Origin of the sequence: Kribbella sp. NPDC048928 (assembly GCF_043197975.1) — a bacterium.
Classification (GTDB): Bacteria; Actinomycetota; Actinomycetes; order Propionibacteriales; family Kribbellaceae; genus Kribbella.
The window spans coordinates 696439-719735 of sequence record NZ_JBICUC010000001.1 but is presented as its reverse complement, the minus strand read 5'-3'; the positions used below and the strand labels follow the sequence as shown (position 1 = coordinate 719735).

Annotated in this window: 30 protein-coding genes; 17 read left to right on the top strand and 13 right to left on the bottom strand. The window is 67.2% G+C overall.

Features of this window, described 5'->3' with window-relative positions; genetic code table 11:
* Positions 1-3: 3 nt before the first annotated feature.
* A complete protein-coding gene (nadB, locus tag ACGFI6_RS03375) occupies positions 4-1518 on the bottom strand; it encodes an L-aspartate oxidase (RefSeq protein WP_393114974.1) in 1515 nt (504 codons plus the stop codon).
* Positions 1515-2495, bottom strand: coding sequence for a quinolinate synthase NadA (nadA, locus tag ACGFI6_RS03370; RefSeq protein WP_393114973.1), 981 nt, complete (start codon positions 2493-2495; stop codon positions 1515-1517). The genes nadB and nadA overlap by 4 nt, the downstream gene beginning before the upstream one ends.
* A gap of 71 nt (positions 2496-2566) precedes the next feature.
* On the opposite strand from nadA, the gene ACGFI6_RS03365 reads away from it, so the two are divergent.
* Both ACGFI6_RS03365 and ACGFI6_RS03360 read left to right on the top strand, forming a co-directional pair.
* Positions 2567-3271: an NUDIX domain-containing protein gene (locus ACGFI6_RS03365; RefSeq protein WP_393114972.1), complete on the top strand. Its 705-nt coding sequence runs from the start codon at positions 2567-2569 to the stop codon at positions 3269-3271.
* Between the two features lie 50 nt (positions 3272-3321).
* Entirely contained in the window at positions 3322-4101 is a 780-nt protein-coding gene (locus ACGFI6_RS03360; RefSeq protein WP_393114971.1) for a GNAT family N-acetyltransferase, read from the top strand.
* A gap of 12 nt (positions 4102-4113) precedes the next feature.
* On the opposite strand, the gene ACGFI6_RS03355 is transcribed toward ACGFI6_RS03360, so the two are convergent.
* The gene (locus ACGFI6_RS03355; RefSeq protein ID WP_393114969.1) at positions 4114-4749 is read right to left on the bottom strand and encodes a TetR/AcrR family transcriptional regulator; all 636 of its coding nucleotides are present in this window, start codon (positions 4747-4749) and stop codon (positions 4114-4116) included.
* A 176-nt stretch (positions 4750-4925) separates the two neighbouring features.
* Here ACGFI6_RS03355 and ACGFI6_RS03350 point away from each other — a divergent pair, with 176 nt between their 5' ends.
* Positions 4926-5945 carry a GNAT family N-acetyltransferase gene (locus ACGFI6_RS03350; protein WP_393114968.1) on the top strand — a complete coding sequence of 340 codons (1020 nt, stop codon included), beginning with the start codon at positions 4926-4928 and terminating at the stop codon, positions 5943-5945.
* Positions 5929-6231: a DUF427 domain-containing protein gene (locus tag ACGFI6_RS03345; RefSeq protein WP_393114966.1), complete on the top strand. Its 303-nt coding sequence runs from the start codon at positions 5929-5931 to the stop codon at positions 6229-6231. Before ACGFI6_RS03350 ends, ACGFI6_RS03345 begins: the two co-directional genes overlap by 17 nt.
* Here the strand turns inward: ACGFI6_RS03345 and ACGFI6_RS03340 are convergent.
* Together ACGFI6_RS03340 and ACGFI6_RS03335 are read right to left on the bottom strand one after the other, a co-directional pair.
* The gene (locus tag ACGFI6_RS03340; RefSeq protein WP_393114965.1) at positions 6221-7072 is read right to left on the bottom strand and encodes an SDR family oxidoreductase; all 852 of its coding nucleotides are present in this window, start codon (positions 7070-7072) and stop codon (positions 6221-6223) included. The genes ACGFI6_RS03345 and ACGFI6_RS03340 overlap by 11 nt on opposite strands.
* A gap of 55 nt (positions 7073-7127) precedes the next feature.
* Positions 7128-7730 (bottom strand): TetR/AcrR family transcriptional regulator, encoded by a 603-nt coding sequence (locus ACGFI6_RS03335; protein WP_393114964.1) that lies wholly within the window; start codon positions 7728-7730, stop codon positions 7128-7130.
* Between the two features lie 124 nt (positions 7731-7854).
* Here ACGFI6_RS03335 and ACGFI6_RS03330 point away from each other — a divergent pair, with 124 nt between their 5' ends.
* Positions 7855-8094, top strand: coding sequence for a hypothetical protein (locus ACGFI6_RS03330; protein ID WP_393114963.1), 240 nt, complete (start codon positions 7855-7857; stop codon positions 8092-8094).
* A gap of 856 nt (positions 8095-8950) precedes the next feature.
* On the opposite strand, the gene ACGFI6_RS03325 is transcribed toward ACGFI6_RS03330, so the two are convergent.
* From ACGFI6_RS03325 to ACGFI6_RS03305, 5 genes are all read right to left on the bottom strand, one after another.
* Positions 8951-10096, bottom strand: coding sequence for a lactonase family protein (locus ACGFI6_RS03325; protein WP_393114962.1), 1146 nt, complete (start codon positions 10094-10096; stop codon positions 8951-8953).
* Between the two features lie 93 nt (positions 10097-10189).
* On the bottom strand, positions 10190-10558 hold the full coding sequence (locus tag ACGFI6_RS03320; protein ID WP_393114961.1) for a GNAT family N-acetyltransferase: 369 nt from the start codon (positions 10556-10558) through the stop codon (positions 10190-10192).
* Positions 10558-11205 (bottom strand): nitroreductase family protein, encoded by a 648-nt coding sequence (locus ACGFI6_RS03315; RefSeq protein ID WP_393114960.1) that lies wholly within the window; start codon positions 11203-11205, stop codon positions 10558-10560. The genes ACGFI6_RS03320 and ACGFI6_RS03315 overlap by 1 nt, the downstream gene beginning before the upstream one ends.
* Positions 11206-11236: 31 nt before the next feature.
* A complete protein-coding gene (locus ACGFI6_RS03310) occupies positions 11237-12058 on the bottom strand; it encodes an isocitrate lyase/phosphoenolpyruvate mutase family protein (RefSeq protein WP_393114959.1) in 822 nt (273 codons plus the stop codon).
* Between the two features lie 4 nt (positions 12059-12062).
* Complete coding sequence (locus tag ACGFI6_RS03305) at positions 12063-12602, bottom strand: carboxymuconolactone decarboxylase family protein (protein WP_393114958.1); 540 nt, start codon at positions 12600-12602, stop codon at positions 12063-12065.
* A 93-nt stretch (positions 12603-12695) separates the two neighbouring features.
* Here ACGFI6_RS03305 and ACGFI6_RS03300 point away from each other — a divergent pair, with 93 nt between their 5' ends.
* The 6 genes from ACGFI6_RS03300 to ACGFI6_RS03275 are packed head-to-tail and all read left to right on the top strand — an operon-like array spanning position 12696 to position 15627.
* Positions 12696-13091 carry an MmcQ/YjbR family DNA-binding protein gene (locus tag ACGFI6_RS03300; RefSeq protein WP_393114957.1) on the top strand — a complete coding sequence of 132 codons (396 nt, stop codon included), beginning with the start codon at positions 12696-12698 and terminating at the stop codon, positions 13089-13091.
* Between the two features lie 58 nt (positions 13092-13149).
* Positions 13150-13647 (top strand): Dps family protein, encoded by a 498-nt coding sequence (locus ACGFI6_RS03295; protein ID WP_393114956.1) that lies wholly within the window; start codon positions 13150-13152, stop codon positions 13645-13647.
* On the top strand, positions 13647-14243 hold the full coding sequence (locus ACGFI6_RS03290; RefSeq protein ID WP_393114955.1) for a sulfite oxidase-like oxidoreductase: 597 nt from the start codon (positions 13647-13649) through the stop codon (positions 14241-14243). Before ACGFI6_RS03295 ends, ACGFI6_RS03290 begins: the two co-directional genes overlap by 1 nt.
* Positions 14213-14965 (top strand): ferredoxin reductase, encoded by a 753-nt coding sequence (locus ACGFI6_RS03285; protein ID WP_393114954.1) that lies wholly within the window; start codon positions 14213-14215, stop codon positions 14963-14965. Before ACGFI6_RS03290 ends, ACGFI6_RS03285 begins: the two co-directional genes overlap by 31 nt.
* 4 nt (positions 14966-14969) lie before the next feature.
* The gene (locus tag ACGFI6_RS03280; RefSeq protein ID WP_393114953.1) at positions 14970-15206 is read left to right on the top strand and encodes a DUF6510 family protein; all 237 of its coding nucleotides are present in this window, start codon (positions 14970-14972) and stop codon (positions 15204-15206) included.
* A 40-nt stretch (positions 15207-15246) separates the two neighbouring features.
* Complete coding sequence (locus ACGFI6_RS03275; RefSeq protein ID WP_393114952.1) at positions 15247-15627, top strand: nuclear transport factor 2 family protein; 381 nt, start codon at positions 15247-15249, stop codon at positions 15625-15627.
* A 51-nt stretch (positions 15628-15678) separates the two neighbouring features.
* Here ACGFI6_RS03275 and ACGFI6_RS03270 read toward each other — a convergent pair whose 3' ends face one another.
* Complete coding sequence (locus ACGFI6_RS03270) at positions 15679-16596, bottom strand: NADP-dependent oxidoreductase (protein WP_393114950.1); 918 nt, start codon at positions 16594-16596, stop codon at positions 15679-15681.
* 188 nt (positions 16597-16784) lie between these two features.
* On the opposite strand from ACGFI6_RS03270, the gene ACGFI6_RS03265 reads away from it, so the two are divergent.
* The 3 genes from ACGFI6_RS03265 (at position 16785) to msrA (ending at position 18137) form a co-directional block, all read left to right on the top strand.
* A complete protein-coding gene (locus tag ACGFI6_RS03265; protein WP_393114948.1) occupies positions 16785-17018 on the top strand; it encodes a hypothetical protein in 234 nt (77 codons plus the stop codon).
* A 103-nt stretch (positions 17019-17121) separates the two neighbouring features.
* The gene (gene msrB / locus ACGFI6_RS03260) at positions 17122-17592 is read left to right on the top strand and encodes a peptide-methionine (R)-S-oxide reductase MsrB (RefSeq protein ID WP_393114947.1); all 471 of its coding nucleotides are present in this window, start codon (positions 17122-17124) and stop codon (positions 17590-17592) included.
* Positions 17589-18137, top strand: coding sequence for a peptide-methionine (S)-S-oxide reductase MsrA (gene msrA / locus ACGFI6_RS03255; protein ID WP_393114945.1), 549 nt, complete (start codon positions 17589-17591; stop codon positions 18135-18137). Before msrB ends, msrA begins: the two co-directional genes overlap by 4 nt.
* Before the next feature lie 61 nt (positions 18138-18198).
* Here msrA and ACGFI6_RS03250 read toward each other — a convergent pair whose 3' ends face one another.
* Positions 18199-19746 carry a cytochrome bc complex cytochrome b subunit gene (locus ACGFI6_RS03250; protein ID WP_393114944.1) on the bottom strand — a complete coding sequence of 516 codons (1548 nt, stop codon included), beginning with the start codon at positions 19744-19746 and terminating at the stop codon, positions 18199-18201.
* Positions 19747-19966: 220 nt separating this feature from the next.
* On the opposite strand from ACGFI6_RS03250, the gene ctaD reads away from it, so the two are divergent.
* Both ctaD and ACGFI6_RS03240 read left to right on the top strand, forming a co-directional pair.
* The gene (ctaD, locus tag ACGFI6_RS03245) at positions 19967-21613 is read left to right on the top strand and encodes a cytochrome c oxidase subunit I (protein WP_393115745.1); all 1647 of its coding nucleotides are present in this window, start codon (positions 19967-19969) and stop codon (positions 21611-21613) included.
* Positions 21606-21935, top strand: a complete 330-nt coding sequence (locus tag ACGFI6_RS03240; protein WP_393114943.1) for a hypothetical protein — start codon at positions 21606-21608, stop codon at positions 21933-21935. The genes ctaD and ACGFI6_RS03240 overlap by 8 nt, the downstream gene beginning before the upstream one ends.
* Here ACGFI6_RS03240 and ACGFI6_RS03235 read toward each other — a convergent pair.
* Positions 21910-22506, bottom strand: coding sequence for a uracil-DNA glycosylase family protein (locus tag ACGFI6_RS03235; protein ID WP_393114941.1), 597 nt, complete (start codon positions 22504-22506; stop codon positions 21910-21912). The genes ACGFI6_RS03240 and ACGFI6_RS03235 overlap by 26 nt on opposite strands.
* Before the next feature lie 158 nt (positions 22507-22664).
* On the opposite strand from ACGFI6_RS03235, the gene ACGFI6_RS03230 reads away from it, so the two are divergent.
* The gene (locus ACGFI6_RS03230) at positions 22665-23285 is read left to right on the top strand and encodes an NADPH-dependent F420 reductase (RefSeq protein ID WP_393114940.1); all 621 of its coding nucleotides are present in this window, start codon (positions 22665-22667) and stop codon (positions 23283-23285) included.
* Positions 23286-23297: the final 12 nt, after the last annotated feature.

Sequence of the window (23297 nt, the reverse complement as noted above, 5' to 3'; positions counted from 1 at the left end):
CGCTCAGGATGCGGCCGCGTGCAGGAGCCGGCGGACAGCTGGGCGGCCGTCGTCGTCGAGGCGGATGACGAGATGCGAGTCCCAGCGGTCATCGGTACGGGGATAGTCGGAGCGCCAGTGACATCCGCGACTGTCCTCCCGGGTGATCGCTGCCGCGACGACCGCGCGTGCCACTGTCGCCAGCGCGCCGTCGCCAACGGTGTCGAGCTCGTCCGTGGCGATCTGCAGTCCGGCACCGTCGCGGCGGATTCCCGCGTACTCACTCAGGATCGCGCGGATCCGCTCCGGCTCGCGGTCCTCGCCCACGGTCAGTGAGCTCGGCTTACCGTACGACGCTGCTGCCGGGAGGTCGAGGGTCAGCGCCGCAGCAACACGCCGCCCGAAGACGAGTCCCTCGAGGAGGCTGTTGGAGGCCAGCCGGTTGGCTCCGTGAACACCGGTGGCCGCTGCCTCGCCGATGGCGTACAGGCCGGGCACATCGGTTGCACCGTTGCGGTCCGTCCGGATGCCGCCGCACAGGAAGTGTTCGGCGGGAGTGACCGGGATCGGCTCGCGCAGCATGTCGACGCCGATCTGCCGGCAGGACTCCAGGACGGTCGGGAACCGCCGGCGGATGGTCTCGACCGGGATCGACCGGGCGTCCAGCCAGACGTGCTCGCGGCCGTCGCGGCGCATCGTCGCCTCGATGGCGCGGGCAACGATGTCCCGCGGGGCCAGATCGGCGCGCGGATGCACGTCGGCCATGATGCTGCGGCCCTGGAAGTCGCGCAGTACGGCGCCCTCGCCCCGGACCGCCTCGGTGACCAAGGGCATCTGACCGCTGACATCACCGGTGAAGAGCGCGGTCGGATGGAACTGCACGAACTCCATGTCGACCAGCGACGCCCCGGCCGCTAACGCCAGGGCCAGGCCGTCACCACGAACGCTCGACGGGTTGGTGCTCGCCAGGTAGGCGTTCCCGATCCCGCCGGTGGCGAGTACGACCGCGCGAGCGTCGATCTGGCTGACGCCGGAGTCCTCCTCGACGAGAACGCCGGCGATCTGCCCGGAGGCGGACTTGATCAGGCCGATGGCCCGCCCGGACACGGTCTCGATACCGCTGAGTTGTGCGGCGTCGTGGAGCGCCCGATGGACCTCGGCACCGCTGGCATCGCCGCCCGCGTGCACGACCCTGGGGCGATCGTGACCACCTTCGAGGGTCCGCGACAACGAACCGTCGCTGTCCCGGTCGAACCTGGCGCCGAGGGAAATCAGCTCCGCCAGACGCTGTGGGCCCTCCTCGACCAATGCGCGGACGTTGCGTGGATCGCAGAATCCAGCGCCGGCGATCTCGGTGTCGTGGGCGTGGTCGAGCGGGTCGTCGGCACCGTAGGCGGCAGCGATCCCGCCCTGTGCCCAAGGCGTACTGCCGGAACCGGCGCTGAGGACGACTACGTCCCGGGTGGCCGCGAGGCCAAGCGCGGCCGACAGACCGGCCACGCCGCTGCCGATCACGACAACGTCGACGGATCGTCTCACCGAGCACCTCCGGGCTTGCCGATGGCAACCATCCGCTCGACGGACTGCCGGGCACGCTCGGCGACGTCGGCGGGCAGCTGGATCTCGTCGCGGCCCTCGCGCAGGCAGCGCAGCAGCAGTTCGGGCGTGATCATCTTCATGAAGCGGCACGACGCCTTCGGGTTCACCGGCCGGAAGTCGGTCTCGTGGTTGACCTTGCGCAGCTGGTGGAGCATGCCGATCTCGGTCGCGATCAGCGCGGTCTTCGCGGTCATGTCGCGCGCGGCGGCGAGCATTCCGGAGGTGGACAGGATCCGGGTCCGGTCGGCCGGGAGATCACCGACGCCGGCGAGCCAGACGGCCGACGACGCGCAACCGCACTCGGGGTGCACGAGCACCTGCGCCGACGGATCGGCCTCCACCTGGGCGCGCAGGTCGGCCGCGGTGATCCCCGCGTGCACGTGGCACTCACCCATCCAGACGTGAACGTTGTCGCGGCCGGTCTGCCGGCGTACGTGGTTGCCGAGGAACTGGTCCGGAAGGAACAGCACCGGCTGATCCTCCGGGATCGACTCCACCACGGCCACCGCGTTCGACGACGTACAGCACACGTCGGCCTCCGCCTTCACGGCGGCGCTGGTGTTGACGTAGGCAACCACCGCGGCACCGGGGTGCTCGGCCTTCCAGGCGCGCAGCTGATCGGCGTCGATCGTGTCGGCCAGCGAGCAGCCGGCCTGGGCGGTCGGAATCAGCACGGTCTTGTCCGGGCTGAGCAGCTTCGCGGTCTCCGCCATGAAGTGCACGCCACAGAAGACGATCGTCGAGGCCTCGGTGGTGGCGGCGATCCGGGACAGCTCGAGCGAGTCGCCGACATGGTCGGCCACGTCCTGGATCGCGGGTTCCTGATAGTTGTGGGCGAGGATGACGGCGTCGCGCTCCCGCGCCAGGCGGCGCACCTCGTCCTGCCAGATCGTCGCGGTCTGCTCGGCGACGGACATGGGCTGCTCCTTCGGTTCGGCAAGTTTTCGCCTAACAGGCGATAACTAGGGATCACGCTACCATCGGCGGCATGCCCGTCGCCAAGGAAAGTGATCCGGTCAACGTTCCCAGCTATCCGCACGAGGTGCTGGCTGTGGTGCTGTCGGTCCGGGACGGCGAGCTGTGTGTCCTGCTGTGGAGGCGCGGGCAGAGCCCGTTCCGGCACCGCTGGGCGCTGCCCGGGGGCGGCGTCCAGCCCACGGAACGGCTCCGCGAGGCGATCACCGGTCACCTCGCGGCGAAGGTCGACGTCCGCGACGTCGCTCATCTGGAGCAGTTGGCGACTCACAGTGCGATCGATCGCGACCCGCGGGCGCGGGTGCTCGCGACGGCGTACCTCGGGCTGGTGCCCTCCGACGTACAGCCGAACCTGCCTGCGGACACGGCCTGGCACCGGGTGGACGAGCTGCCGCGAACGGCGTTCGACCATCACTTCTTCATCGACGCGGCGGTGGCGCGGCTGCGCGCGAAGCTCTCGTACACGAACATCGGCTTCGCGTTGGCTCCGCCCGAGTTCACGATCGCGGAGTTGCGCGACCTCTTCAGTGCCGCGTTGGGGTACGAGCTCAGCGCGACCAACCTGACGCGGGTCCTCACCCGGCGGCACGTCATCGGCGCGACCGAGCGCACCGCCGCGCACGGGCAGTCCGGCGGACGGCCCGCGACGGTCTACCAGTTCGTGGCCCGCGAGCTGACTGTGACGGACCCGTTCGCGGTACTGCGCCCGCCGCGATGATGTCGGCTCGTCGAGGAAAGGTCCGGCGGCGGTCGTGACACTGACGAGTTATGTCTACGGAATCGGGCTTCCACCTCGCGGGTGGTGAGCTGACGGTGACAGGTCCGGCCGAGCAGCTGATTGCTGACGGCCGGCAGGTCGACTTCGGCGTCACCGCGGAGCTGTTCGGCGGTGTCGACGGCGATGTCGTGATGCTGGCCGGCTGGAGCAGCACCCAGACGGACGCTGCGCAGACGGGCAGTGCCCAGGCGGACGCTGCGGGCGGTGTGCGGTCGGAGGACGGGCGTACGGTGCTGTCGTTGCGGACCCAGCCGGTGGTGCTCAACTCGCTGCCGAGGAGCGTGCGTGTACGGCTGTCCACAACGCCGGAGATCGCGGACACCGAGAGTGCCTGGGAGCTGGTTCTGCGGTTCCGCAATCAGGCCGGATCCGGCCTCACCTGGCGCGCCGGTCTGCCCGCCGAGGCGTTCGGCGCAGGCTGGTCCGCGCCCTTGGCCGATCTGCTGACGATCGACGACACGGCGACGGAGACAGCTGCCGGCAAGGAGGAGGTGCGCGTCGTTCACCACGCCGACGACGAGTACTACGAACTCCTGGTCGACGGTGAGCAGGCCGGGCTGCTGATCTACCACGTGATCGGTTCGCACCTGGCGATCACGCACACCGTGATCGAGCCGACGTACCGGGGACGAGGCCTATCGTGGGTGCTCGTCGGCCGCGCTCTCGACGACATCCGGACCAGATCCGTGAAGGTGTCGAACTACTGCACCGTCGTCCGCCGGTTCGTCGAGCTGAACCCGGAGTACGGCGATCTTCTAGGCGCGGCCTGAACCGGGCCGTGGCTACTTGGCGGGCGCCGTGGTGCGCAGCCGGACGGAGTCCATCGCCAGCTCGAGGGCGATCCGCATCGGCCCGGGATCGTGTGCCGCCTGGGCGAGAACGTAGCCGCCCTGCAGCGCGGCCATGATGCCGGTCGCCAGCGTCGAGGGATCGGCGTCGTCGGACAAGGTCCCGTTGGCCTTCATCCGCCCGAGTGCGGCGGTCAGCAGCGAGATCCAGGTCGTCAGGTGGGCGTCCAGGTCGATCCGGGCGGCCTCGTCCTGGTCGGAGAGCTCGGTCGAGAGCGAGCCCAGGTCGCAGCCCCGCGCTCCACGGCGGGCTGTGACGCGTTGCAGGATCGCCCGGCACCACCGCTCGAGGCCGCTGAACGAATCGACCCTGCGGAGGTACTGCTCCTCGCGCTCGAGCACCCGGCTGCCGCGCAGTGCGATCACCGCCTGGACCAGGGCGGACTTGTCGCCGAAATGCCGGTAGAACTGTGACTTGCTCGTCCCGCTCGCCGCGGTCACTTCGTCCAAGGTGGTCGCGGCGGCGCCCTTGAGAGCCATCAGCTCGTCGGCAGCGGCGACAATCCGGGCTCGCGTGGCCGCGCCGCGCGCGGTCAGGCGGCGATCCAGCTCGTTCACTGTCTCGGACACACCAAAAGCCTATCGAGGCCGAGCAACGATCGGTGCCGAATTCCAGCGCTGCTCTCTCATCGGGGGAGTGTACCTCGCAGTAACGTCCGCAGGCGGGTAAGTCCGCGCGCCGCTGCCGACACCAAATCTCGTGAGGCCGTATCGGCAGGACCGCGCACGGAAGGACCGCACTGCGAATGAGAACCCTGATGTATGACGCCGAGCGTGAGTTGAGCGTGGTCGAGAACGAGGAGTTGCGACGGTACGAGCTCCTCCTGGAAGGTACGACCGCCGGAACTCTCGACTTCCGTGTCCTCGGTGAACAGCGCGTCCTGGGCCACACCGAGGTCACCGCGGCTCATCGTGGCCGGGGTCTCGGTACGGCCCTGATCCAGGCGGTCCTCGACGACCTGATCGCCGAAGAGGTCCGCATCACCAACTACTGCCCGGCGGTCGAGCGGTTCCTCCAGGGCCATCCGACGTACCTGGTCGTACTCGATCCGTCCCACCCGGCGATCCGGCCCCGCTCCAGGTCCGCCCCGCTGCAGCAACTGGTGCACGCTCAACACTCGAGCCTGTGGGAGCTCGCGGCCGGCGCTCAGGATCCTGAGGTCGACGGGTTCGCGAGACGCCGCGTCCTGGACCAGTTCACGGCCGTTGCCGCGCAGCATGCCGCGGCCGTCGCCGACGTACTGCTCCCCGCCTCCAGAGCGGCCGCCGACATCGACACCGCGGTCCTCGTTGAGAATCTCAAGAGGTTCGAGCAGGCGCTGCGGGTGCTCAAGGGCAGGGCGTACGGGGATGCGCGCTTCCTGAACATCAGCATCGCCGAGACCTGGCGGGACGCCGAACGGCTGCTGACCGAGCACGAATCGTTCGAGGCCGACGTCGTGTCCAGCCTGGAGCAGCAGCACAGTGCTGACGGAGCTGATGGTGCCGTGGACGTAGCCCGGTCCCTGGCCAAGCGGCAGTGGAGCTCGGCGACCAGACCGCACCCCAATTCACCGCATGCGGGCCTCGCCGGGCGGATCGCGCGCCGGCTGTGGCGGATCGCCGACTCGACCTGGGACGAGCTGGAAGGCCGCGGGCTTCCCACGCAGCCGATCGAGCATGTGAACGAGCATTCGCCGCTGACGCACTACCTCCTGGGAACCGTCGACGACGCCACGAACACCCCCGAATCCGACCGAAAGGACCACAGTGCGAGCGACCATTGACGGCGTACTCCTCGCCGAGGCGGACACCGAACACATCATCTCGATCGAAGGCAGCCGCTACTTCCCACCGGACTCGTTGACGATCGGCACCCTGAAGGACAGCCCGACGCCGTACGTCTGCCCCTGGAAGGGACCGGCCCGGTACTACAGCGTGGAGACGCCGCACCGCGAGTACGTCGACGCTGCGTGGTGCTACCCGCATCCCAAACGGTCGGCGATCGAGACGGTCGGCCACGACTTCACCGGGTACGTAGCGTTCGACACCGCCCAGGTGGTCATCGAGTAGGTCGTACTTCCTTGTAGTGGTCGGCGAGCCGGTGCCGCCCGACCGCCGGGGAGAGTACGTCGTGGGTGAGCACAGTGAGCGGGAACTCGATGACCCCGTGCACGCGCAGCGGCGTCACCCACCGCAGCAATGTGAGGCCGGCGGTGATGACCCAGGTCGGGATGTGCCTGATGCGCGGCGGCGTCCCCGCGGCCCTGAAGGCCTCGTTGGCGATCTCTTCGTGGGTGAGGATCTCGGGCCCGCCCAGCTCCACCTCGTGCGCGGCGGCGTCGAGGGCATCGACCGCGGCCGCGGCGACGTCGGCGCCGTCGATCGGGTTGATCCGGAAGCTGCCGTCACCGAAGAGATAGACGCGACCGTCGCGGGCCATCTCGAGGTAGGCGTCGAAGTCGGAGAAGTACCCGTTCGGCAAGAGGATCGTGTACGCCAGCCCGGAACCGCGCAGCTCCGCCTCGAACGCACGCTTCGCGCGAACCAGTTGAAGATTCTCGAGCGCAGGTGCGCGCACCACCGACGTGTAGACGAACTTGCCGACCCCGGCACGGCCCGCCTCTTCCAGCAGGTTCCGATTGGCGGCATAGTCCACGTCCCAGGCCGTCTTCTTACCGGCCTTGCCGACGAGTCCCACAGAGCTGATAACCGCGTCCATGCCGTCACAGCAACCTGCGAGTGCCTTCTGGTCGGTGGCATCAGCCGTGAACACCTCGTCAACGGCATCCCGAACGGTCTCCAACCGCACAGCATCACGCACCAACGCCCGTACGAAATGCCCGCGATCCTTGAGCTCCCGAACAATGTGCCGCCCCAGATAGCCGGTAGCACCGGCGACCATCACCCTCATTGCCCGCCCTCCTCCATTCATGTACCACCTAGTCTATGAATGGCAGCTTAGCACCCTAGTGGGGTGCGATCAGGTCGTGGAGTAGGGCGATGGAGCGTTGGGGTGGGATGCGGCGGGCTCGGGTGCGGGGGTTGTGGACGGCCCAGTGGTCGAGGGTTTGCAGGACGGCGAGCGTCAGTTGGGCGAGGAGCTCCTCGGGGAGGTCGTTGCGGATGACGCCGTGCCTGCGGCCGTGGGCGAGTGCCTGCCGCAGCCAGCGCTCGACCTGGGCGCGGAATTCCTGCAGTTGCCCGTCGTCGTCGCCAGGGCGATGGAACATCTCGCCGAGGAAGCGGGTCTCGGGTCGCCGCTTCGACGCCCGGTCGAGGCGTTCGGCGAGCTCGGTCATGGCAGGCCAGAACTCGTCAGCTGACAGCCTCTTGAGGTCGGGCACCTGGAGTTGCTCGGTGAGGCGTGCTGCCAGCGTACGGACGACGTGGTCGTGCAGCCGGCGTTTGTCGGCGAAGTAGTGGTAGAAGGAACTCTTTCCCCAGTCGGCCTCCGCGATGACCGTGTTCAGCGAGGTGCCTGTGTATCCCGCGGCAGCGAAGTGCCGGGCCGCCACCAGGAGCAGCTGTTCCGCGCGCGCCGGTTCGAGGGGCTTGGGTGTTCTTGCCATGCCGTCAGTGTAGCCATTTATGGACCAATCAGTCCATAAATGCAGAGTAAGGATGTGCAGGCTCAAGGACACAGGGGTTAGCGAGCGGACAGTTCGGGCGTAACCATGCCGAAGGGGCGTGTCGATGAACACTGATGGGCAGTTGCCGGACGAGGAGCGCGGGCCTGCGCTGGGCGAGTTGGCAGCCGAGGTCGAGGCGGACCTGGAGCTGATCGCCAACAGCCGGCGCGACGGCGCCGAGCCCGAAACACCCGACCAGTGGCTGGATGACCCGGAGGAAGTCCAGGTGGAGGAGACCGACCTGCGCAGCTTGCTCGGTGCAGTCGAGGCGCTGGAAGTCGATCCTCCGCACGCCGCAGACTGAAGGACGGGCTACCGATGCTGCAGAAGCCCGAGTGGATATCCGGCTCTTGTGTCCGATGTGTGGGTGCCGACCACTCCCTTACTGAGCCGTGCACCGGGATCGGGCACAGGATCGGGCAGCGGGATGGGGGATGGCGGCACGGTTCGGTGATGCGGCACGTGAGCCGCGACCCTCTTGTCCTACCCCTCCATGCGGGCTCGCGCCGAGTCGTGGCGTTCGGCTGGCCCCCGGGACACCGAGTCGTGGATCGAGGCTGCGTTTGCCCCGTATTTCACTACCAAGATTCACGACTCGACGAAACCTGCCCGACTGCCGCACGGCAGTCGGGCAGGTGGCCATTCATCCCTACACCTCAGCAGCCGGATATCCACTCGCGTTGAGGTTCTCCGCCGGTGCACCAGCAGAGAACCCACACCACGAGTAGATGACCGGCCCTCCTGCCTTCTGCGTGTGGTCGGGGGTGGCGGGGCGGACAGTTCGACAGGACGTGTCGGTCGGTGTCTGGCCGGTGGGTAGTGCACCTGAGCGTGATAGTGCGTTGCGCGTACGGTGTCTCGTGGTGCACTACCTGTCGAAATGTCCCTGCCGGCCCGGTCGGTTGGTCGGTTGGCTGGTGAACTGGGCGGCGTGCGAGGGCGGTGGCGGAGGGTTCGGACAGGCAATGGTGGGTTCGGACAAGCAGTGGTGGGGGTGGACCGGCAGCGTGCGTCGTGGATAGGTCGTTATCTGTGGGCGGCACCGGTTACCTGTGCCAGCCCTCCAGTTCCGTCCCGGAATCGCCACGCCCGCCGTCGGTCCACCCACACATCCGACAGGAGAGCCGGATGTCCACTCGGGCTTCCGGATCGTCGGGTGCTCAGCTGGCGGCGATGCCTTCCGCGCCGGCAGCGTTGGGGACGAGGGTGGTGCCGATCTTGGTCAGGGATCCATCGGTCCCGACCCGGAAGGCGTCGACAGCGCCAACCTTCCCGGTCTGTACGTAGATGAAGCGCTGATCCGGCGTGGCAGCGGCGTCGACGGTGCCCGCACCCGTCGCGGTGTTGCCCAGGCTGACGGGCGAGCCGTCGCGCTCCGCGTGGTACCCGGCCAACGAGTTGCTGCCCGCGTTCGACAGGTAGTAGTTGCCGCCGGCACCGACAATCCAGCAGGTCGCCTGCTGGCCGGTCGCGGTCCGGTTCACCAGGCGCAGACGACGACCGGGCTCGACCGCGTACGTCGCGACGGAGTTCGAGCCCGCCTCGGCCACGGCCAGCCGACCGAAGCGGTCGAACACCGCCGCGAACGGAACGTTGCCGGCATCGTCGACAACCGTCGGTGCCTTGGTCAACTGCGCGAGGCCGTACCGACCGAACACGAGCAGGCTGTTGCCGGCTGCCTTGGTCGTCACGATCACCGAGGAGCCGTCCGGTGTCACGGCGACCTGGCCCGGAGTGTGCGTGAACTCCTGCGCGTCGGTCGTGACCGGCAGGCCGAGGGAGCGGTGCTCGCCGGGCAGCCGCACCAGATGGCCGAGAATGCTCAGATAGCCCTGCACCGCACCACCCGCACGTGCGTTCAGGACGTAGACCTCTGCGCCGTGTACGGCGACGCTGACCGGGAACGTTCCGCCGGAGTTGATGACCTGCCGACGGATCAAGCGGTCGCCGGCGACACCGAAGACTGTCACGGTGTTGCTGCCCGCGTTCACGGCGTACAGGGTGCGATGTGCCTTGTCGTACATGAGCGACCCCTGCGACGCGAGGCGGTCGACGACCGCCCCGTTCAGGGATCCGCCACGACCACCCGTCGGGTACGTACCGGCTTGGTGCAGCGAGCCGTCGGCCGCGCGACGGTACGCCACCACCTTGTTGCCCGCAGCGTCGTCGTTCTGCACGAAGACCATGCCTTGCGACACGGATGCCGAGACCGATGCGGGCGCGGCGCCGGCGGTCGCCGGCGTGCTGACCAGGCCGGCCGTCAGCGCGAGTGCGGAGACAGCGACAGCGGAGACAGTGCGTTTCATGGTTCTCCTCATGGAACCTCAGTGGGTAGATCCATGTCCCGGTGTCAGCGCTCCGAGCTGCTCTTACCTACCGCGCGGCACCTCGTTGAGAATTCATCTACCGGCCTCTCGCTCGGCCGCCTCGGCGGTCGCGCGATCGGGGTAGCCCGGGTGCCGGGGGTCGAGCAGGTCGGCGTCCTCCGTGGTTCGCGAGAAGTAGTCGGCCACGAACGGGCAGATCGCAGTGACCGTTCCGCCGCGACCGCGGATCTGGTCGAGAACCTGCCGGATCATCGCGCTCGCCACGCCCTGGTGCTGATGACTCGCCTCGACCTCGGTGTGCAGGAGGGCGTACCGATCAGGTCTCAAATGCGTGTAGTAGAGCCAGCCGACCAGCTCGTCGCCCCGGTACAACTCGAAGCGGCCCTGATCGGTGTTGTCGACCATCTTCTCGACGGCCGGCCCGCGTTCCTCGCTCGTCATCAGACGAAGGTGAACAGTTCGTCTGTGTCGAAGCGTGAGATCGGGTTGCTGTACTGCTTGCTGGGGTCGGGATAGCCGAGCGCCAGCAGCACCGTCGTGGCATGCCCGGTCTCGCGGATCTTGAACGCCTTGTCGACACTGGTCGGGTCGAACCCCTCGAGCGGCGTGGCCTCGACGCCGAGCTCGGCGGCGGCCATCATGGTCAGCCCCACCACCATGTAGGTCTGCTTCTCCATCCAGTGGTTGACGTCCTTGTAGCCGTAGTTGCGCAGGCTCAGGAAGTCGCGGGTCATCGACTCCCACAGCTCCTGCTTCGCCGGGTCCGGGAACCGGCCGTCGGCGCGCTCCTTGCTGAACACCGCCTCGACGTGGCTCTCGGGCAGATCCGCCCGGGTGGTGACGATGATGGTGTGCGAGGAGTTCAGTACCTTCTCGCCGTTGTCCTGGAAGCGTTCGCCCAGGTTGTCGGCGAGCCGCTTCTTGCCTTCGTCGGTGGCGAGGACGTAGAAGTGGTTCGGCTGGATGTTGGTCGACGTCGGCGTCGAACGCAGGAACTTCAGCAGCTGCTGAAGGGTTTCTGCCGGGATCGTCCTGCTGGGGTCGAAGTACCTGGTGAGGTGCTTGCCCATGAGCTTGTCGAGGTCCATGGCTGGCTACTTTCTTTCGGTGTTCGAAGGTCTAGTTCTTGCTCTGGGCAAGTAGTTCGCCGACGCGCTCGAAGCTGATGCCGGTTGCCGCCGAGGCCAGGTCGCCCGCGACCAGAGCCTTGGTGGCTTCTTCGAGGGCTCCCATCGCGTGGACGTAGAGCCACGGGCCCAAGCTGATGCGCTTGACGCCGGCCTTCTGCAGTTCGGCGACCGTCAGTACGTCGTCCGCCGGCGACACGAGGACGTTGACCGGTGTCGGTGCGACCGCGGTCACGATCGCGTTCAGCGCGTCGAGATCAGGTGGGTACGGGGCGTACAGCACGTCCGCGCCGGCCTCGGCGAAGGCCGTCAGACGCCGGATGGTGTCGTCGAGATCCGGGCGGCCCTGGATGAAGTTGTCGGTACGGCCGGTGACGACGATCCGTCCTCTGGCCGCCTCGACCGCGCTCCGGACACGGGCGACGGCTTCGTCGAAGTCGCGGATCGGTCGTTCCGGATTGCCCGAGGTGTCCTCGATACCGATGCCGGCCAGGCCGTACTCGACGGCCGCCTCGACCGTCGCCGCGACATCCGCGGGCGTTTCGCCGTACCCGTCCTCGAAGTCGCCGTTGACCGGCAGCCCGGTGAGCCGGCCGAGCAGCGCTGCATGTTCCAGATGCTCGGCGCGGGTGACTTCGTGACGTCCGTCCGGCCGGCCCAAGGCGGCGGCGAGCGCAACCGACGAGGTCCCGATCGCCTCGAAACCGGCGTCGGCCAGCAGCAACGCCGACAGCCCGTCCCAGGCGTTCGGCAGGACGAGGCCGCCGGCGCGAGTGTGCAGCGCCATGAACCTCTCGTACGGCTCGGAGCTCATCGGGTCAGCCCACCGAGTTGACGGCGGGGATGTCGATGTCGGTCTGGTTCACGTTGTTGATGAAGTTCGTGAGCAGCGCCTGCACCGCGACCGTGACGATCGCCAGGATCTCCGGGTCGGAGTACCCGGCGTCCCGTACGGCTGCGAGGTCGGCATCGCTGACCTGGCCGCGGCTGTCGACCACCAGTTGAGCGAAGTGAGCCGCTGCGGCGCGCTTCGGATCGGTCGAGCTTCCCGCCCGGGCGAGATCGATGTCGTCGCTCGACATGCCGCCGAACTCGGACGAGGAGTACGAGTGGATGGCCAGGCAGTAGTCGCAGTCGTTCACCTGCGACGCGGCCAGCGCGATGCTGTGCCGGGTCCGGGCGTCCAGCACCCGGCTCATCGTGGCTTGCAGGCCGGTGACGACCTCGAGGACCGTCGGGTTCGAGGCGATGGTCTTGAACATGTTCGGGACGAACCCGAGTTGCGCGCCGACCTTGTCGAGGATCTGCCGCGGTCCGGCCGGCAGCTCGTCCAGCGCGGGGGTCTTCAGTCGTGACACAGCGAATCAGCCTCCGGTAGTGGATTGCGAAGGATTGGTGTCCGGCCTGCCGCCGTTCTTACCGCCGCAAGCGCCCGCCGAAAGATCCGGATCGTGGTCGCCACCAACGAACGACGCCTGCCATTCGCAGCGAGGACGGAGTTGATCACGGTGGAAACGGAAGAGCTGCAGAGGCTCGCGGACCAGGTCGCAGTGAACCTGCCGGGCGCGGAGCTGGAGCACCGTCTGGACCCGAACTGGGACCTCTACAAGGTCGGCGGCAAGGTCTTCATGCTGATGACGGATCTGCCCGGTCGGCCGGTCGTGGTTCTGAAAGCCGATCCGGACAATGCTGTGGCCCTGCGTGAGCGGTACGTGGACATCACCCCCGGCTATCACATGAACAAGAAGCACTGGATCACGGTGGAAAGCGGGGGCACCGTGGACGAGCAGTTGGTACGGCAGCTTGTCGCCGACTCCTACCAGCTCGTGGTACATCGCAGGGCGTGATTTGTCCGGGCGGCGAGGAAAGGTCCGGCGCCGGCCATGACACAGGTGGGGTATGGCTATGGAATCTGTTGCGAACTCGGTGCAGTTGCCGCCGCTGGACAACCCCAACGAGCGGGCTGCCGTCGGTGCTGAGCTGCAGGTCGTGCTGCAGGACCTGATCGACCTGTCGCTGATCGGCAAGCAGTTGCACTGGAGTGTGGTGGGGCCGGCTGCGCACACCCTGCATCTGTTCCTCGACGAGTTGGTGGGGGACTGGCGCGAGCTCGCGGACGTTGTCGCTGAGCGGGCGGTGACGCTGGGATTCGTACCCGATGGGCAGAGCTCGGCAGTGGCGGCCGGATCGCGTGTCGAAGCTGTCCAGGTGCAGTCCTCGGCCGATCACGCGGTGGTCTGGGAGCTCGGCCGACGGGTCGCGGCCGTGGCTGAGCGGATCCGCGAGCGGCTGGGCTCGGTCGGTGGGGCGGATCTGGTGACGCAGGACGTACTGGTCAAGGTCGTCGGGATGCTGGAGAAGCACCAGTGGCTGCTGCGGGTCCAGCTGGGGAAGAAGGCCTGATGGCGGTCACCAGAGGTTTTCTCGGCCGACGACCGGCCGAGTCTTCGCGTGTACCCCCTGGGCAGTACCTGACCCGGGACTTCCCGGTACTGTCCGCCGGGCCGACGCCGCACACGCCACTGGACAAATGGGACTTCACGATCCGGGGGACCGTGGACGAGCCGGTCTCCTGGTCCTGGGCGGAGTTCCAGGCGCTGCCCCACGAGAAGTTCACCGTCGACATCCACTGCGTGACCAAGTGGTCGAAGCTGGACACGACCTGGTCGGGCGTCTCGCTCGACACCCTGCTCGACGCTTCGTCCGGTCAGGCGTCCCATGCACTGGCGTTCTGCGACGGCGGTTACACGACGAACGTTCCGCTGGCGGATCTCCGCGGTGGAAAGGCCTGGATCGTGGACGAGTACGACGGGCAGCCGCTCCCTTCGGAGCATGGCGGCCCGGCGCGGCTTCTCGTACCGCACCTGTACTTCTGGAAGAGCGCCAAGTGGATCCGTGGAGTGGAGTTGCGCAGCGCGGATCAGCCCGGGTTCTGGGAGATGTTCGGCTATCACAACTATGGAGACCCGTGGAAAGAGCAGCGCTACCAGGGCGACTGACGTGGCAGACCGGAACGGTGGTCTCGTCAACGGTCGAGACCTCGCGGGTGAAGACCATCGCGCTGGCCATGCCCGATTGGGCCGGGCACCGCGCCGGTCAGCACGTGGACGTGCGGCTGACGGCACCTGACGGGTACCAGACCGAGCGGAGCTATTCGATCGCGTCGGCGCCTGAGGACCCGTACCTGGAACTCACCGTCGAGCGGCTCGAGGACGGCGAGGTGTCGCCCTATCTGGTGGACGAGCTGCGTCCGGGGGACGAGCTCGAGCTGCGGGGCCCGGTCGGCGGCTACTTCGTCTGGGAGAACGAGCCCGGTGGTGCGCCGGTGTTCCTGATCGGCGGCGGCTCGGGGCTGTCCCCGTTCCGGTCGATGGTCCGGCATCACCGCGCGACCGGCAGCCGGGTGCCGGTCCGCGTGCTGTGCTCCTCGCGGTCGCTCGAACTCTTGATCTACCGCGAGGAACTCTTCAAGCTGGCTGCTGACGACCTGATCGATGTCTCGGTCACCTTGACGCGCGAGGCCCCGGACGACTGGCGTGGCTACCGCGGACGCATCGACCCGGCACTCCTGGCCACCACCGGCTGGCCGGCCGGGGAGAAACCGCTCACGTACATCTGCGGACCGACGGCGTTCGTCGAGGCCGCGGCGGCGGGCATGGTTTCGTTGGGGCACGACCCGGGACGGATCCGGACCGAACGGTTCGGCGGGACAGGAGGGTGACGGAATGCAAGCTCTCGACGGCAATGCGATGGCGGGCGTCATGCACGACCTTTTCGCGCGCGACATGACAACAATGGGCTACCGGTGCACCGGCTGCGGGAAGACCGGCGTCGTGGCCGAGATGGCCGTGTACATGTCCGGCCCCGGCACGGTGGCCCGGTGCAGGGACTGCGACACGATCCTGCTGATGCTCACCGAACGCCGCGGCATGTACTGCATCGATGCGCCAGGCCTTGCTTAGCCCTGACGTACGGCAAAATCTCTCGACCTGGAAGGTACCGATGACGATCCAGACCCCGCCCGACCCGACCGCCGACGACTCGGCGATGCACCTCCCGGAGGCCGTCATGCGGTTCCTGCGGGAGGCAGATCCGCAGCACAAGGCGAATGCGCACGACCTGCTGGCGGCGTTCGCGACCGACGCCACCGTGGTCGACAACGAGCACAGCTACACCGGTCACGACGAGATCCACCGCTGGCGGGAAGCGGAGATGAGCAAGTACACCTACACGGTGATGGCGACCCACGTCGAGAAGTTCGACGACACTCGCTACGTCGTCACCAACCGCCTCGAGGGCGACTTCCCCGGCGGCGTCGTCGACATCATCTACCGCTTCACCCTGGCCGGCGACCTCATCACCAGACTCGAGATCGCTCCCTGAGTTCACACAGCAAACGGGCCTCGCGGCTGATCCGCGAGGCCCGTTTTGCTTCTAGGAACGAACCTCGATGACGATCTTGCCCTTGGTGCGTTCGGTGGAGTTGAAGGTGGCTACGGCGTCGTCGAGGAGGACCACCTTGCCGATGTTCGTCCGCAGCCGGCCGTCGCGGACGCGTTCGACGATCTGGATGAGCTGGCCGCGGTCGGCCTCGACCACGAAGTCGATCGCCAGGCCGTCCGCGGGGCGTGATTCGGGTGGTCCGACGACAGTGACCAGGGTTCCGCCGGGGCGGATCAGGGCCGCGGAGCGCTTCTGGATGTCGCCGCCGATCACGTCGAACACCAGGTCGACGCCGCCGATGTCCTCGAGCGAGTCGTTGTCGAGGTCGACGAAGGCGTTCGCGCCGTACTCGAGTGCCTTCTCGCGGTCGGCGGCGCGTCCGGTGCCGATCACGTACGCACCGAACTCGCGCGCGAGCTGCGTCACCATGGTCCCGACGGCACCCGCCGCGCCGTGGGCGAGGACGGTCTGTCCCGCCTCGAGGCGGCCGTGCTGGAACAGCCCCTGCCACGCGGTCAGCCCGGAGATCGGCAGGCTCGCGCCGACCGTGAAGTCGACGTCGCCGGGAAGCGGCGCGAGATTGCGCGCCTCGATCGCCACGTACTCCGCCAGGCTGCCGTCGCGGTGCCAGTCCGCGAGGCCGAACACCCGTTGCCCGACGGACAGCCCGGTGGTGCCGTAGCCGAGCGCGGTGACCACGCCGGCCAGCTCGTGTCCCGGAATCGGCTGCTTCCGGTCACGGTTGGTGCGGTCGGTCCACGTCGACGACCACGTGACCTCGGTCGGGACGTAGCCCGACGCGTGAATCTCGACGACCACGTCGTTGATTGCCGGCACCGGCTCGGGACGCTCACCGAGCGTCATCCCGCCCGTACCCGCACTCTCGTCCGTCACCACAATTGCCCTCATCCGGCACCTCCCTGGATCCTGTTCTTGCTGACACCGCACTTTCGGTTCACATGGGTTGGCGGCACGCCACCCTCGACGTCTTACCACACAGGCCGAGTTCGCTCCGGGGCGTAAGATTTCGACCCGCACGACCACCAACGGTTATCAGAACGGGTTGCTGATCAGGGAAAGACGGAGGGTGAGAGGTCATGACCGCGTCGCGGGACAGGCTCGAGCGGTTCTTGGCCACCGACCCGCGGGACGTCGGGTGTGATGAGGCGATGGCTGTCATGCACCTGTACGCCGAGTTGCTCGCCGCCGGCACCGACGCCGCAAAGCAGTACCCAGGGGTGGCTGCGCACCTGGCGGCCTGTGAAGCCTGCGCGGACGATGTGGACGGGCTGCTTGCCGCTGTGCGGGAAGCCGAGCGCCCTGCGGACTGAGATCGCGGTCACACCGGGTTCGGCGGAACTCGGGACCAATTCAGCAGCCCACGGTGTTGTGCACAGTGACGGCGCAGCCAGCGACGTCAGAGAGGGAGAAATCGTGTCTCACGACTACAGGAAGACCCCGGAGGCGCTGAGCCGCCTCACCGCCAACCAGCTCCGCGTCACGCAGGACGGCGCGACCGAGCCCGCGTTCCGGAACGAGTACTGGGACAACCACGAGGCCGGGATCTACGTGGACGTTGTCTCCGGACAGCCCTTGTTCTCGTCGACCGACAAGTACGACAGCGGCACCGGCTGGCCGAGCTTCACCAAGCCGCTCGCGGCCGACGCGGTCCGTACCGAGACCGACAAGTCGTACGGGATGATCCGTACGGAGGCGCTGTCCACCGGGGCCGGCAGCCATCTCGGCCATGTCTTCGGTGACGGCCCGGTCGCCGAGGGCGGTCAGCGGTACTGCATGAACTCCGCCTCGCTGCGGTTCGTCCCGGTCGCGGAGCTCGAGGCAGCGGGCTACGGCGAGTACCTGTCACTGTTCGAGGCCACCAGTACGGAGGAGCACGCATCATGACGAGTGGAATTCACGACACCGGCGAGATCACCCGCCCGGCCGGCACCGAGACCGCGGTCCTCGCGGGCGGGTGCTTCTGGGGCGTGGAGGACCTGATCCGCAAGCAGCCGGGCGTGCTCGACACGCGGGTCGGCTACACCGGCGGGCAGAACGACCACCCGACGTACCGCAACCACCCCGGGCATGCGGAGGCGGTCGAGATCGTCTTCGACCCGACGCAGACGACCTACCGGGACATCCTGGCGTTCTTCTTCCAGATCCACGACCCGTCGACCAAGGACCGGCAGGGCAACGACGTCGGTACGAGCTACCGGTCGGCCATCTTCCCGCTCAGCCCCGAGCAGGAGAAGGTCGCCCGCGAGACGATCGCGGACGTCGATGCGTCCGGGCTCTGGCCGGGCAAGGCTGTGACCACGATCGAGCCGGAGGCGCCGTTCTGGGAGGCCGAGCCGGAGCACCAGGACTACCTGCAGACGTACCCGGCGGGCTACACGTGCCACTTCGCCCGCCCGAACTGGGTGCTTCCGCACCGCACGACTGCCTGAGTCCATAAACCCTTGAGGGCGTGTCCACCGCTGCGGCGATGGGCACGCCCTCAGTGCGTTGTCAGTCGTAGAACCGGGACAGGGCGGCGCGGGCCTTGTTGAGGGTCCGGCGCGGGGCGCGGACGCCGTTCTCGTCGGTGGCCGGCTCCAGTTCGTACCGGACGAGCCGCTCGCGGGCCGTCAGCGAGTACGCCTCGTAGACGGAGATGGGCTGGTGCTTCTCGGTGTACTTGCCGGCGGGGGAGCGCGTGATGATGCCGGTCTCCAGGCCGTGCCGAAGCCTGGCTCGGTCGGCGCCTTGCAGGGAGATGGCCCAGCGGCGGGCGATCCAGAACGCGATGACCGGGCCGAGGATGACAGCGAACCGCAGGAACCAGGTGACATGGTTGAGCGAGATGCCGAAGTGGGTCGCGACGATGTCGTTGCCGCCGGCGATCCACAGCAGGCCGTAGAAGGTCATGAACGCGACGCCGATCCCGGTGCGCGTGGGGACGTCGCGTGGGCGGTCCAGCAGATGATGTTCGCGCTGGTCGCCGATGATCCAGCCTTCGATGAACGGGTACAACGCGACCAGCGTGACGAACGCCGGGGGAATGATCAGCGCGGGGATGATCAGGTTCCAGCCCAGGGTGATGCCCCAGAAGTGCGACTCGAAGCCGGGGAAGAGGCGTACGGAACCTTCCAGCCAGCCCATGTACCAGTCGGGCTGTGAGCCTGCGGTTACCTCGGCCGGGTTGTACGGCCCGTACAGCCAGACCGGGTTGATCTGCATCAGCGCGCCCATCAGCACCGTGACGCCGAAGACCGCGAAGAAGTTTCCGCCCGCCTTGGCGACGTAGTCGGGGAAGAACGGGAAGCCGACCACGTTGCGCTCGGTGCGGCCGGGACCGGCCCACTGGGTGTGTTTGTGGTAGACGATGTAGAAGAGATGCACGGTGATCAGTGCGAGCAGCAGACCCGGCAGCAGCAGGACGTGCACGGTGAAGAACCGTGGGACGAACGTGTCGCCGGGGAACTCGCCGCCGAAGATGAAGAAGTTCAGGTACGTACCGATCACCGGTGACGCCTGGATCATGCCGTTGGTGATCCGCAGACCGGTGCCCGACAGCAGGTCGTCGGGGAGGCCGTAGCCGATGAAGCCCTCGATGATGCCCAGGAACAGGGTTCCGAAGCCGATCAGCCAGTTCAGTTCACGCGGTTTGCGGAACGCTCCGGTGAAGAAGACGCGCAGCAGGTGCACCATCATCGAGGCGATGAACAGCACCGCGGACCAGTGGTGGATCTGCCGGATCAGCAGGCCGCCGCGGATGTCGAACGTGATGTTCAGGGTAGAGGCGTACGCCTCCGACATGTGCAGGCCTTTGAGCGGGCTGTACGAGCCCTGGTACTCGATCTCGCCCATCGACGGCTTGAACCAGAGCGTCAGGAAGATCCCGGTCAGGATCAGGATGACGAAGCTGTAGAGCGCGATCTCGCCGAGCAGGTACGACCAGTGCTCCGGGTAGACCTTGCGCAGCCCTCCGGAGCCGTCCTTCTTCGCACCGGACTTGAGGATGCCCAAGCGCGCGTCGAGCCACTCGACCGGGGTCGGGAGTTGCTGGTCAGCCATTGCCTTCACCTCCGGGAACAGCGAGTCTGCCAAAAAGAACTATATAGTCCCTTTAACAATCCATAAGTGTCCTGTTTTGTGAGGCTTGTCGCCTGGTGATGCGGACGATATCGTCCATTAATCTGTTGCCATCAACGCCGGAGCTGCTGTGACGACATCTGAGCGGACTGCCCTCAGCGAGGTACAGGGGCCGCCGGCCGGGACGTACCCAGGGACGAAGCTGGCCGGGTGGCTGACCACCACTGATCACAAGCGGATCGGCGCGCTGTACCTGATCACCTCGTTCAGCTTCTTCTTGCTGGCCGGGGTACTGGCGCTGATCATTCGCGCCGAGCTCGCCCGGCCGGGGTTGCAGCTCGTGAACGAGGAGGTCTACAACCAGCTCTTCACCGTGCACGGCACGATCATGCTGCTGCTGTTCGCGACGCCGCTGTTCGTCGGGTTCGCGAACGTGATCATGCCGCTGCAGATCGGCGCGCCGGACGTCGCGTTCCCGCGGTTGAACATGTTCAGCTACTGGCTGTACCTGTTCGGTGCCTTGATCACCATCAGTGGCTTCGCCACCCCAGGTGGTGCCGCGGACTGGGGGTGGACCAGCTACTCGCCGCTGTCGGCGGCCACACGTTCTCCAGGAGTCGGTGGCGATCTCTGGATCCTGGGCCTGTGGCTGTCGGGTCTCGGCACAATCCTTGGTGCGGTCAACTTCATCACCACGATCATCACCATGCGAGCGCCCGGTCTGACGATGTTCCGGTTGCCGATCTTCACCTGGAACGTCCTGGTCACCTCGTTGCTGGTGCTGATCGCGTTCCCGGTCCTCGCCGGAGCGCTGCTGCTGCTCGAGGCGGACCGGTCTTTGGGAGCTCACATCTACGATGCCGCGAACGGTGGGCCGATCCTGTGGCAGCACCTGTTCTGGTTCTTCGGGCATCCGGAGGTGTACATCATCGCGTTACCCTTCTTCGGCATCGCCACCGAGATCCTGCCGGTCTTCAGCCGCAAGCCTGTCTTCGGGTACGTGGGGCTGGTCGCGGCCACCCTCGCTATCGGGGTGTTGTCCGTGGCGGTCTGGGCCCATCACATGTTCGTCACCGGTGCGGTGAACCTGCCGTTCTTCTCGTTCATGTCGTTCCTGATCGCGGTCCCGACCGGCGTGAAGTTCTTCAACTGGATCGGCACCATGTGGGGCGGCTCGGTCTCGTTCGAGACTCCGATGCTGTGGACCATCGGCTTCCTGACCACCTTCCTCTTCGGTGGTCTGACCGGCGTCATCCTCGCTTCACCCACGCTGGACTATCAGCTGTCGGACTCGTACTTCGTGGTCGCGCACATCCATTACGTGGTCTTCGGGACCGTGGTGTTCGCGATGTTCGCCGGGTTCTACTTCTGGTGGCCGAAGTTCACCGGGAGGATGCTGGACGAGCGGCTGGGCAAGCTGCACTTCTGGCTGCTGTTCATCGGGTTCCACACGACGTTCCTGGTGCAGCACTGGCTGGGTGTGGAGGGCATGCCGCGGCGGTACGCCGACTACCGGGCGAGCGAGGGATTCACCGTGCTGAACGAGATCTCGAGCATCGGTGCCTTCATCCTGGGCCTGTCGATGCTGCCGTTCTTCTACAACGTCTACAAGACGCGGAAGACACCGAAGGTGGGTGTCGACGACCCGTGGGGCTGGGGTCGCTCGCTGGAGTGGGCGACCAGCTCTCCGCCGCCGCGGCACAACTTCGAGAAGCTGCCGCGGATCCGGTCGGAGTCACCGGCCTTCGACCTGCATCACCCGCGGGTGGCCGGTAAGCACGCGAGCCTCGGGGGGCACCAAGGAATCGAAGGCAAGTCGAGCAAGGAAGGCGTTGGTCGCGATGGATGACGTACTGCAGGGGCTTCAGGTCGAGGACGGTGCGGCGGTGGTGGCTGCCGACATTCCGAAGGCGGTGACGGCCCGGCGGCTGGTGTACACCGACGGCGCGACCCAGGTCTTCACGGCCGACGGGAAGACCGTCTACACCGAACGCGGCGGCGACAGTGCGGGCGAGTGGTACGTCGACGACCAGGACCGGTTCTGCTCGTTCTGGCCGCCGTCCTACCGGGCCTGTTACGCGCTGCGCTGGATGGTCGACGGCACGCGGATCGTCGGGCTCAGGTTCACCGGCCTGAGCGACGGCGTCACGTTCGAGGGTCGCTACGAGTAGCGTCCCCGACCAGCGCCTGCAGTTCGGGGAGCACGTCCGTCTCGAACCATGGGTTCTTGGCCTGCCACCGGAAGTTCAGCGGTGACGGGTGCACGAGCGGAATCCGCTCCGGCACGTACTCCCGGCAGGCACGGACGGTCTCGGTCAGGTTCTTCTTGGCGCTGGTCCCCAGATAGTGCTTCTGGGCGTAGCTCCCGATCAGGACGGTGAGCCGAACGGCCGGCATCAGCGCCAGGATCCTCGGATGCCACAGCGGCGCGAAGTCCGCCCGCGGCGGGAGATCGCCGTGGGCGCCTTTGCCGGGATAGTAGAAGTCCATCGGCAGCAGGGCGATCGTGTCCGGGTCGTAGAACTGCGCGTCGGTGACGCCCAGCCACTGGCGCAGTTTGACGCCGCTCGGGTCGTTCCACGGGATCTGGCTCTCCTGGGCCTGCTTGCCGGGGGCCTGGCCGATCACAACGATCCTGGACCTCGGTGACGCCGAGTAGATCGGCTCGTACCCGAGCTCCGTCGCCCACGCGTTCGAAGCATGCTTCCTGATCTCGTCACGGATTCCTGCGAGGTCGTCCATCCAGCTCTCGATTCGTGGGAGTAAGGGCGCCGCAGCCCCGCGACACCGTCTAGGGCGTGTCTCCTGATCCCCCGCCTACTGCGGGGTACTCGGCACGCCCTAGCAATCATTCGTGTCGGGCTGTTCGGCCGACCTTCCGAGGGACAAGGTGGTCATCGATGACAGCGACGATCGGCATCGTGGGCTCCGGCGCGGTGGGCCGAGCGCTGGCAGCCCACATCGCCGCCTCCGGCCAAGACGTCCTGCTGTGCAACAGCCGCGGCCGCGAGACCCTCGAACCTCTCGTGGAGGAGCTCGGTCCGCGCGTCACAGCACTCGAGACCAGCGCGGTCGCCGCCGCGGATCTGGTCGTGTTCGCGATCCCGTGGCCCGCGGTCGTCCCCCTGCTCGAGGAACTGCCACCGTGGCACGGCCGAATCCTCGTGGATGCCACAGCGCCCGCGAGTCACTTCCGGATGCCGAGCCGGTACGAGCTCGGCGGGCTGACCTCGAGCGAAGTCGTACAGGCCTCTGCCGCCGGCGCCAGGGTGGTGAAGACGTTCTGTACGTTGCCGGCCGCGGTACTGGCTTTGCCGCCCGCGACCGAGGCCGGCCGGCGGGTGATGTTCCTGTCCGGCGACGACCAGGACGCCCGAGTGGTGGTCGGCGCCCTTGTCGACGAGATCGGCTACGCCGCGATCGATCTGGGGAGCCTGGCGACCGGCAGCCTGTTGCAGCAGCCCGGTGGTTCACTGGCCGGCCGAGAACTCTGGACCAGCGCTGAGGTTGTCGCTGAATAGGACTGTTTGGAC

Bases quoted from the DNA above. Each gene is read 5' to 3' on its own strand.
- nadA (WP_393114973.1), bottom strand. From the start codon at position 2,495: ATGTCCGTCGCCGAGCAGACCGCGACGATCTGGCAGGACGAGGTGCGC.
- ACGFI6_RS03365 (WP_393114972.1), top strand. From the start codon at position 2,567: ATGCCCGTCGCCAAGGAAAGTGATCCGGTCAACGTTCCCAGCTATCCG.
- ACGFI6_RS03360 (WP_393114971.1), top strand. From the start codon at position 3,322: ATGTCTACGGAATCGGGCTTCCACCTCGCGGGTGGTGAGCTGACGGTG.
- ACGFI6_RS03350 (WP_393114968.1), top strand. From the start codon at position 4,926: ATGAGAACCCTGATGTATGACGCCGAGCGTGAGTTGAGCGTGGTCGAG.
- ACGFI6_RS03340 (WP_393114965.1), bottom strand. From the start codon at position 7,072: ATGAGGGTGATGGTCGCCGGTGCTACCGGCTATCTGGGGCGGCACATT.
- ACGFI6_RS03335 (WP_393114964.1), bottom strand. From the start codon at position 7,730: ATGGCAAGAACACCCAAGCCCCTCGAACCGGCGCGCGCGGAACAGCTG.
- ACGFI6_RS03330 (WP_393114963.1), top strand. From the start codon at position 7,855: ATGAACACTGATGGGCAGTTGCCGGACGAGGAGCGCGGGCCTGCGCTG.
- ACGFI6_RS03325 (WP_393114962.1), bottom strand. From the start codon at position 10,096: ATGAAACGCACTGTCTCCGCTGTCGCTGTCTCCGCACTCGCGCTGACG.
- ACGFI6_RS03320 (WP_393114961.1), bottom strand. From the start codon at position 10,558: ATGACGAGCGAGGAACGCGGGCCGGCCGTCGAGAAGATGGTCGACAAC.
- ACGFI6_RS03315 (WP_393114960.1), bottom strand. From the start codon at position 11,205: ATGGACCTCGACAAGCTCATGGGCAAGCACCTCACCAGGTACTTCGAC.
- ACGFI6_RS03310 (WP_393114959.1), bottom strand. From the start codon at position 12,058: ATGAGCTCCGAGCCGTACGAGAGGTTCATGGCGCTGCACACTCGCGCC.
- ACGFI6_RS03295 (WP_393114956.1), top strand. From the start codon at position 13,150: ATGGAATCTGTTGCGAACTCGGTGCAGTTGCCGCCGCTGGACAACCCC.
- ACGFI6_RS03290 (WP_393114955.1), top strand. From the start codon at position 13,647: ATGGCGGTCACCAGAGGTTTTCTCGGCCGACGACCGGCCGAGTCTTCG.
- ACGFI6_RS03280 (WP_393114953.1), top strand. From the start codon at position 14,970: ATGCAAGCTCTCGACGGCAATGCGATGGCGGGCGTCATGCACGACCTT.
- ACGFI6_RS03275 (WP_393114952.1), top strand. From the start codon at position 15,247: ATGACGATCCAGACCCCGCCCGACCCGACCGCCGACGACTCGGCGATG.
- ACGFI6_RS03270 (WP_393114950.1), bottom strand. From the start codon at position 16,596: ATGAGGGCAATTGTGGTGACGGACGAGAGTGCGGGTACGGGCGGGATG.
- ACGFI6_RS03265 (WP_393114948.1), top strand. From the start codon at position 16,785: ATGACCGCGTCGCGGGACAGGCTCGAGCGGTTCTTGGCCACCGACCCG.
- msrA (WP_393114945.1), top strand. From the start codon at position 17,589: ATGACGAGTGGAATTCACGACACCGGCGAGATCACCCGCCCGGCCGGC.
- ACGFI6_RS03250 (WP_393114944.1), bottom strand. From the start codon at position 19,746: ATGGCTGACCAGCAACTCCCGACCCCGGTCGAGTGGCTCGACGCGCGC.
- ACGFI6_RS03240 (WP_393114943.1), top strand. From the start codon at position 21,606: ATGGATGACGTACTGCAGGGGCTTCAGGTCGAGGACGGTGCGGCGGTG.
- ACGFI6_RS03235 (WP_393114941.1), bottom strand. From the start codon at position 22,506: ATGGACGACCTCGCAGGAATCCGTGACGAGATCAGGAAGCATGCTTCG.
- ACGFI6_RS03230 (WP_393114940.1), top strand. From the start codon at position 22,665: ATGACAGCGACGATCGGCATCGTGGGCTCCGGCGCGGTGGGCCGAGCG.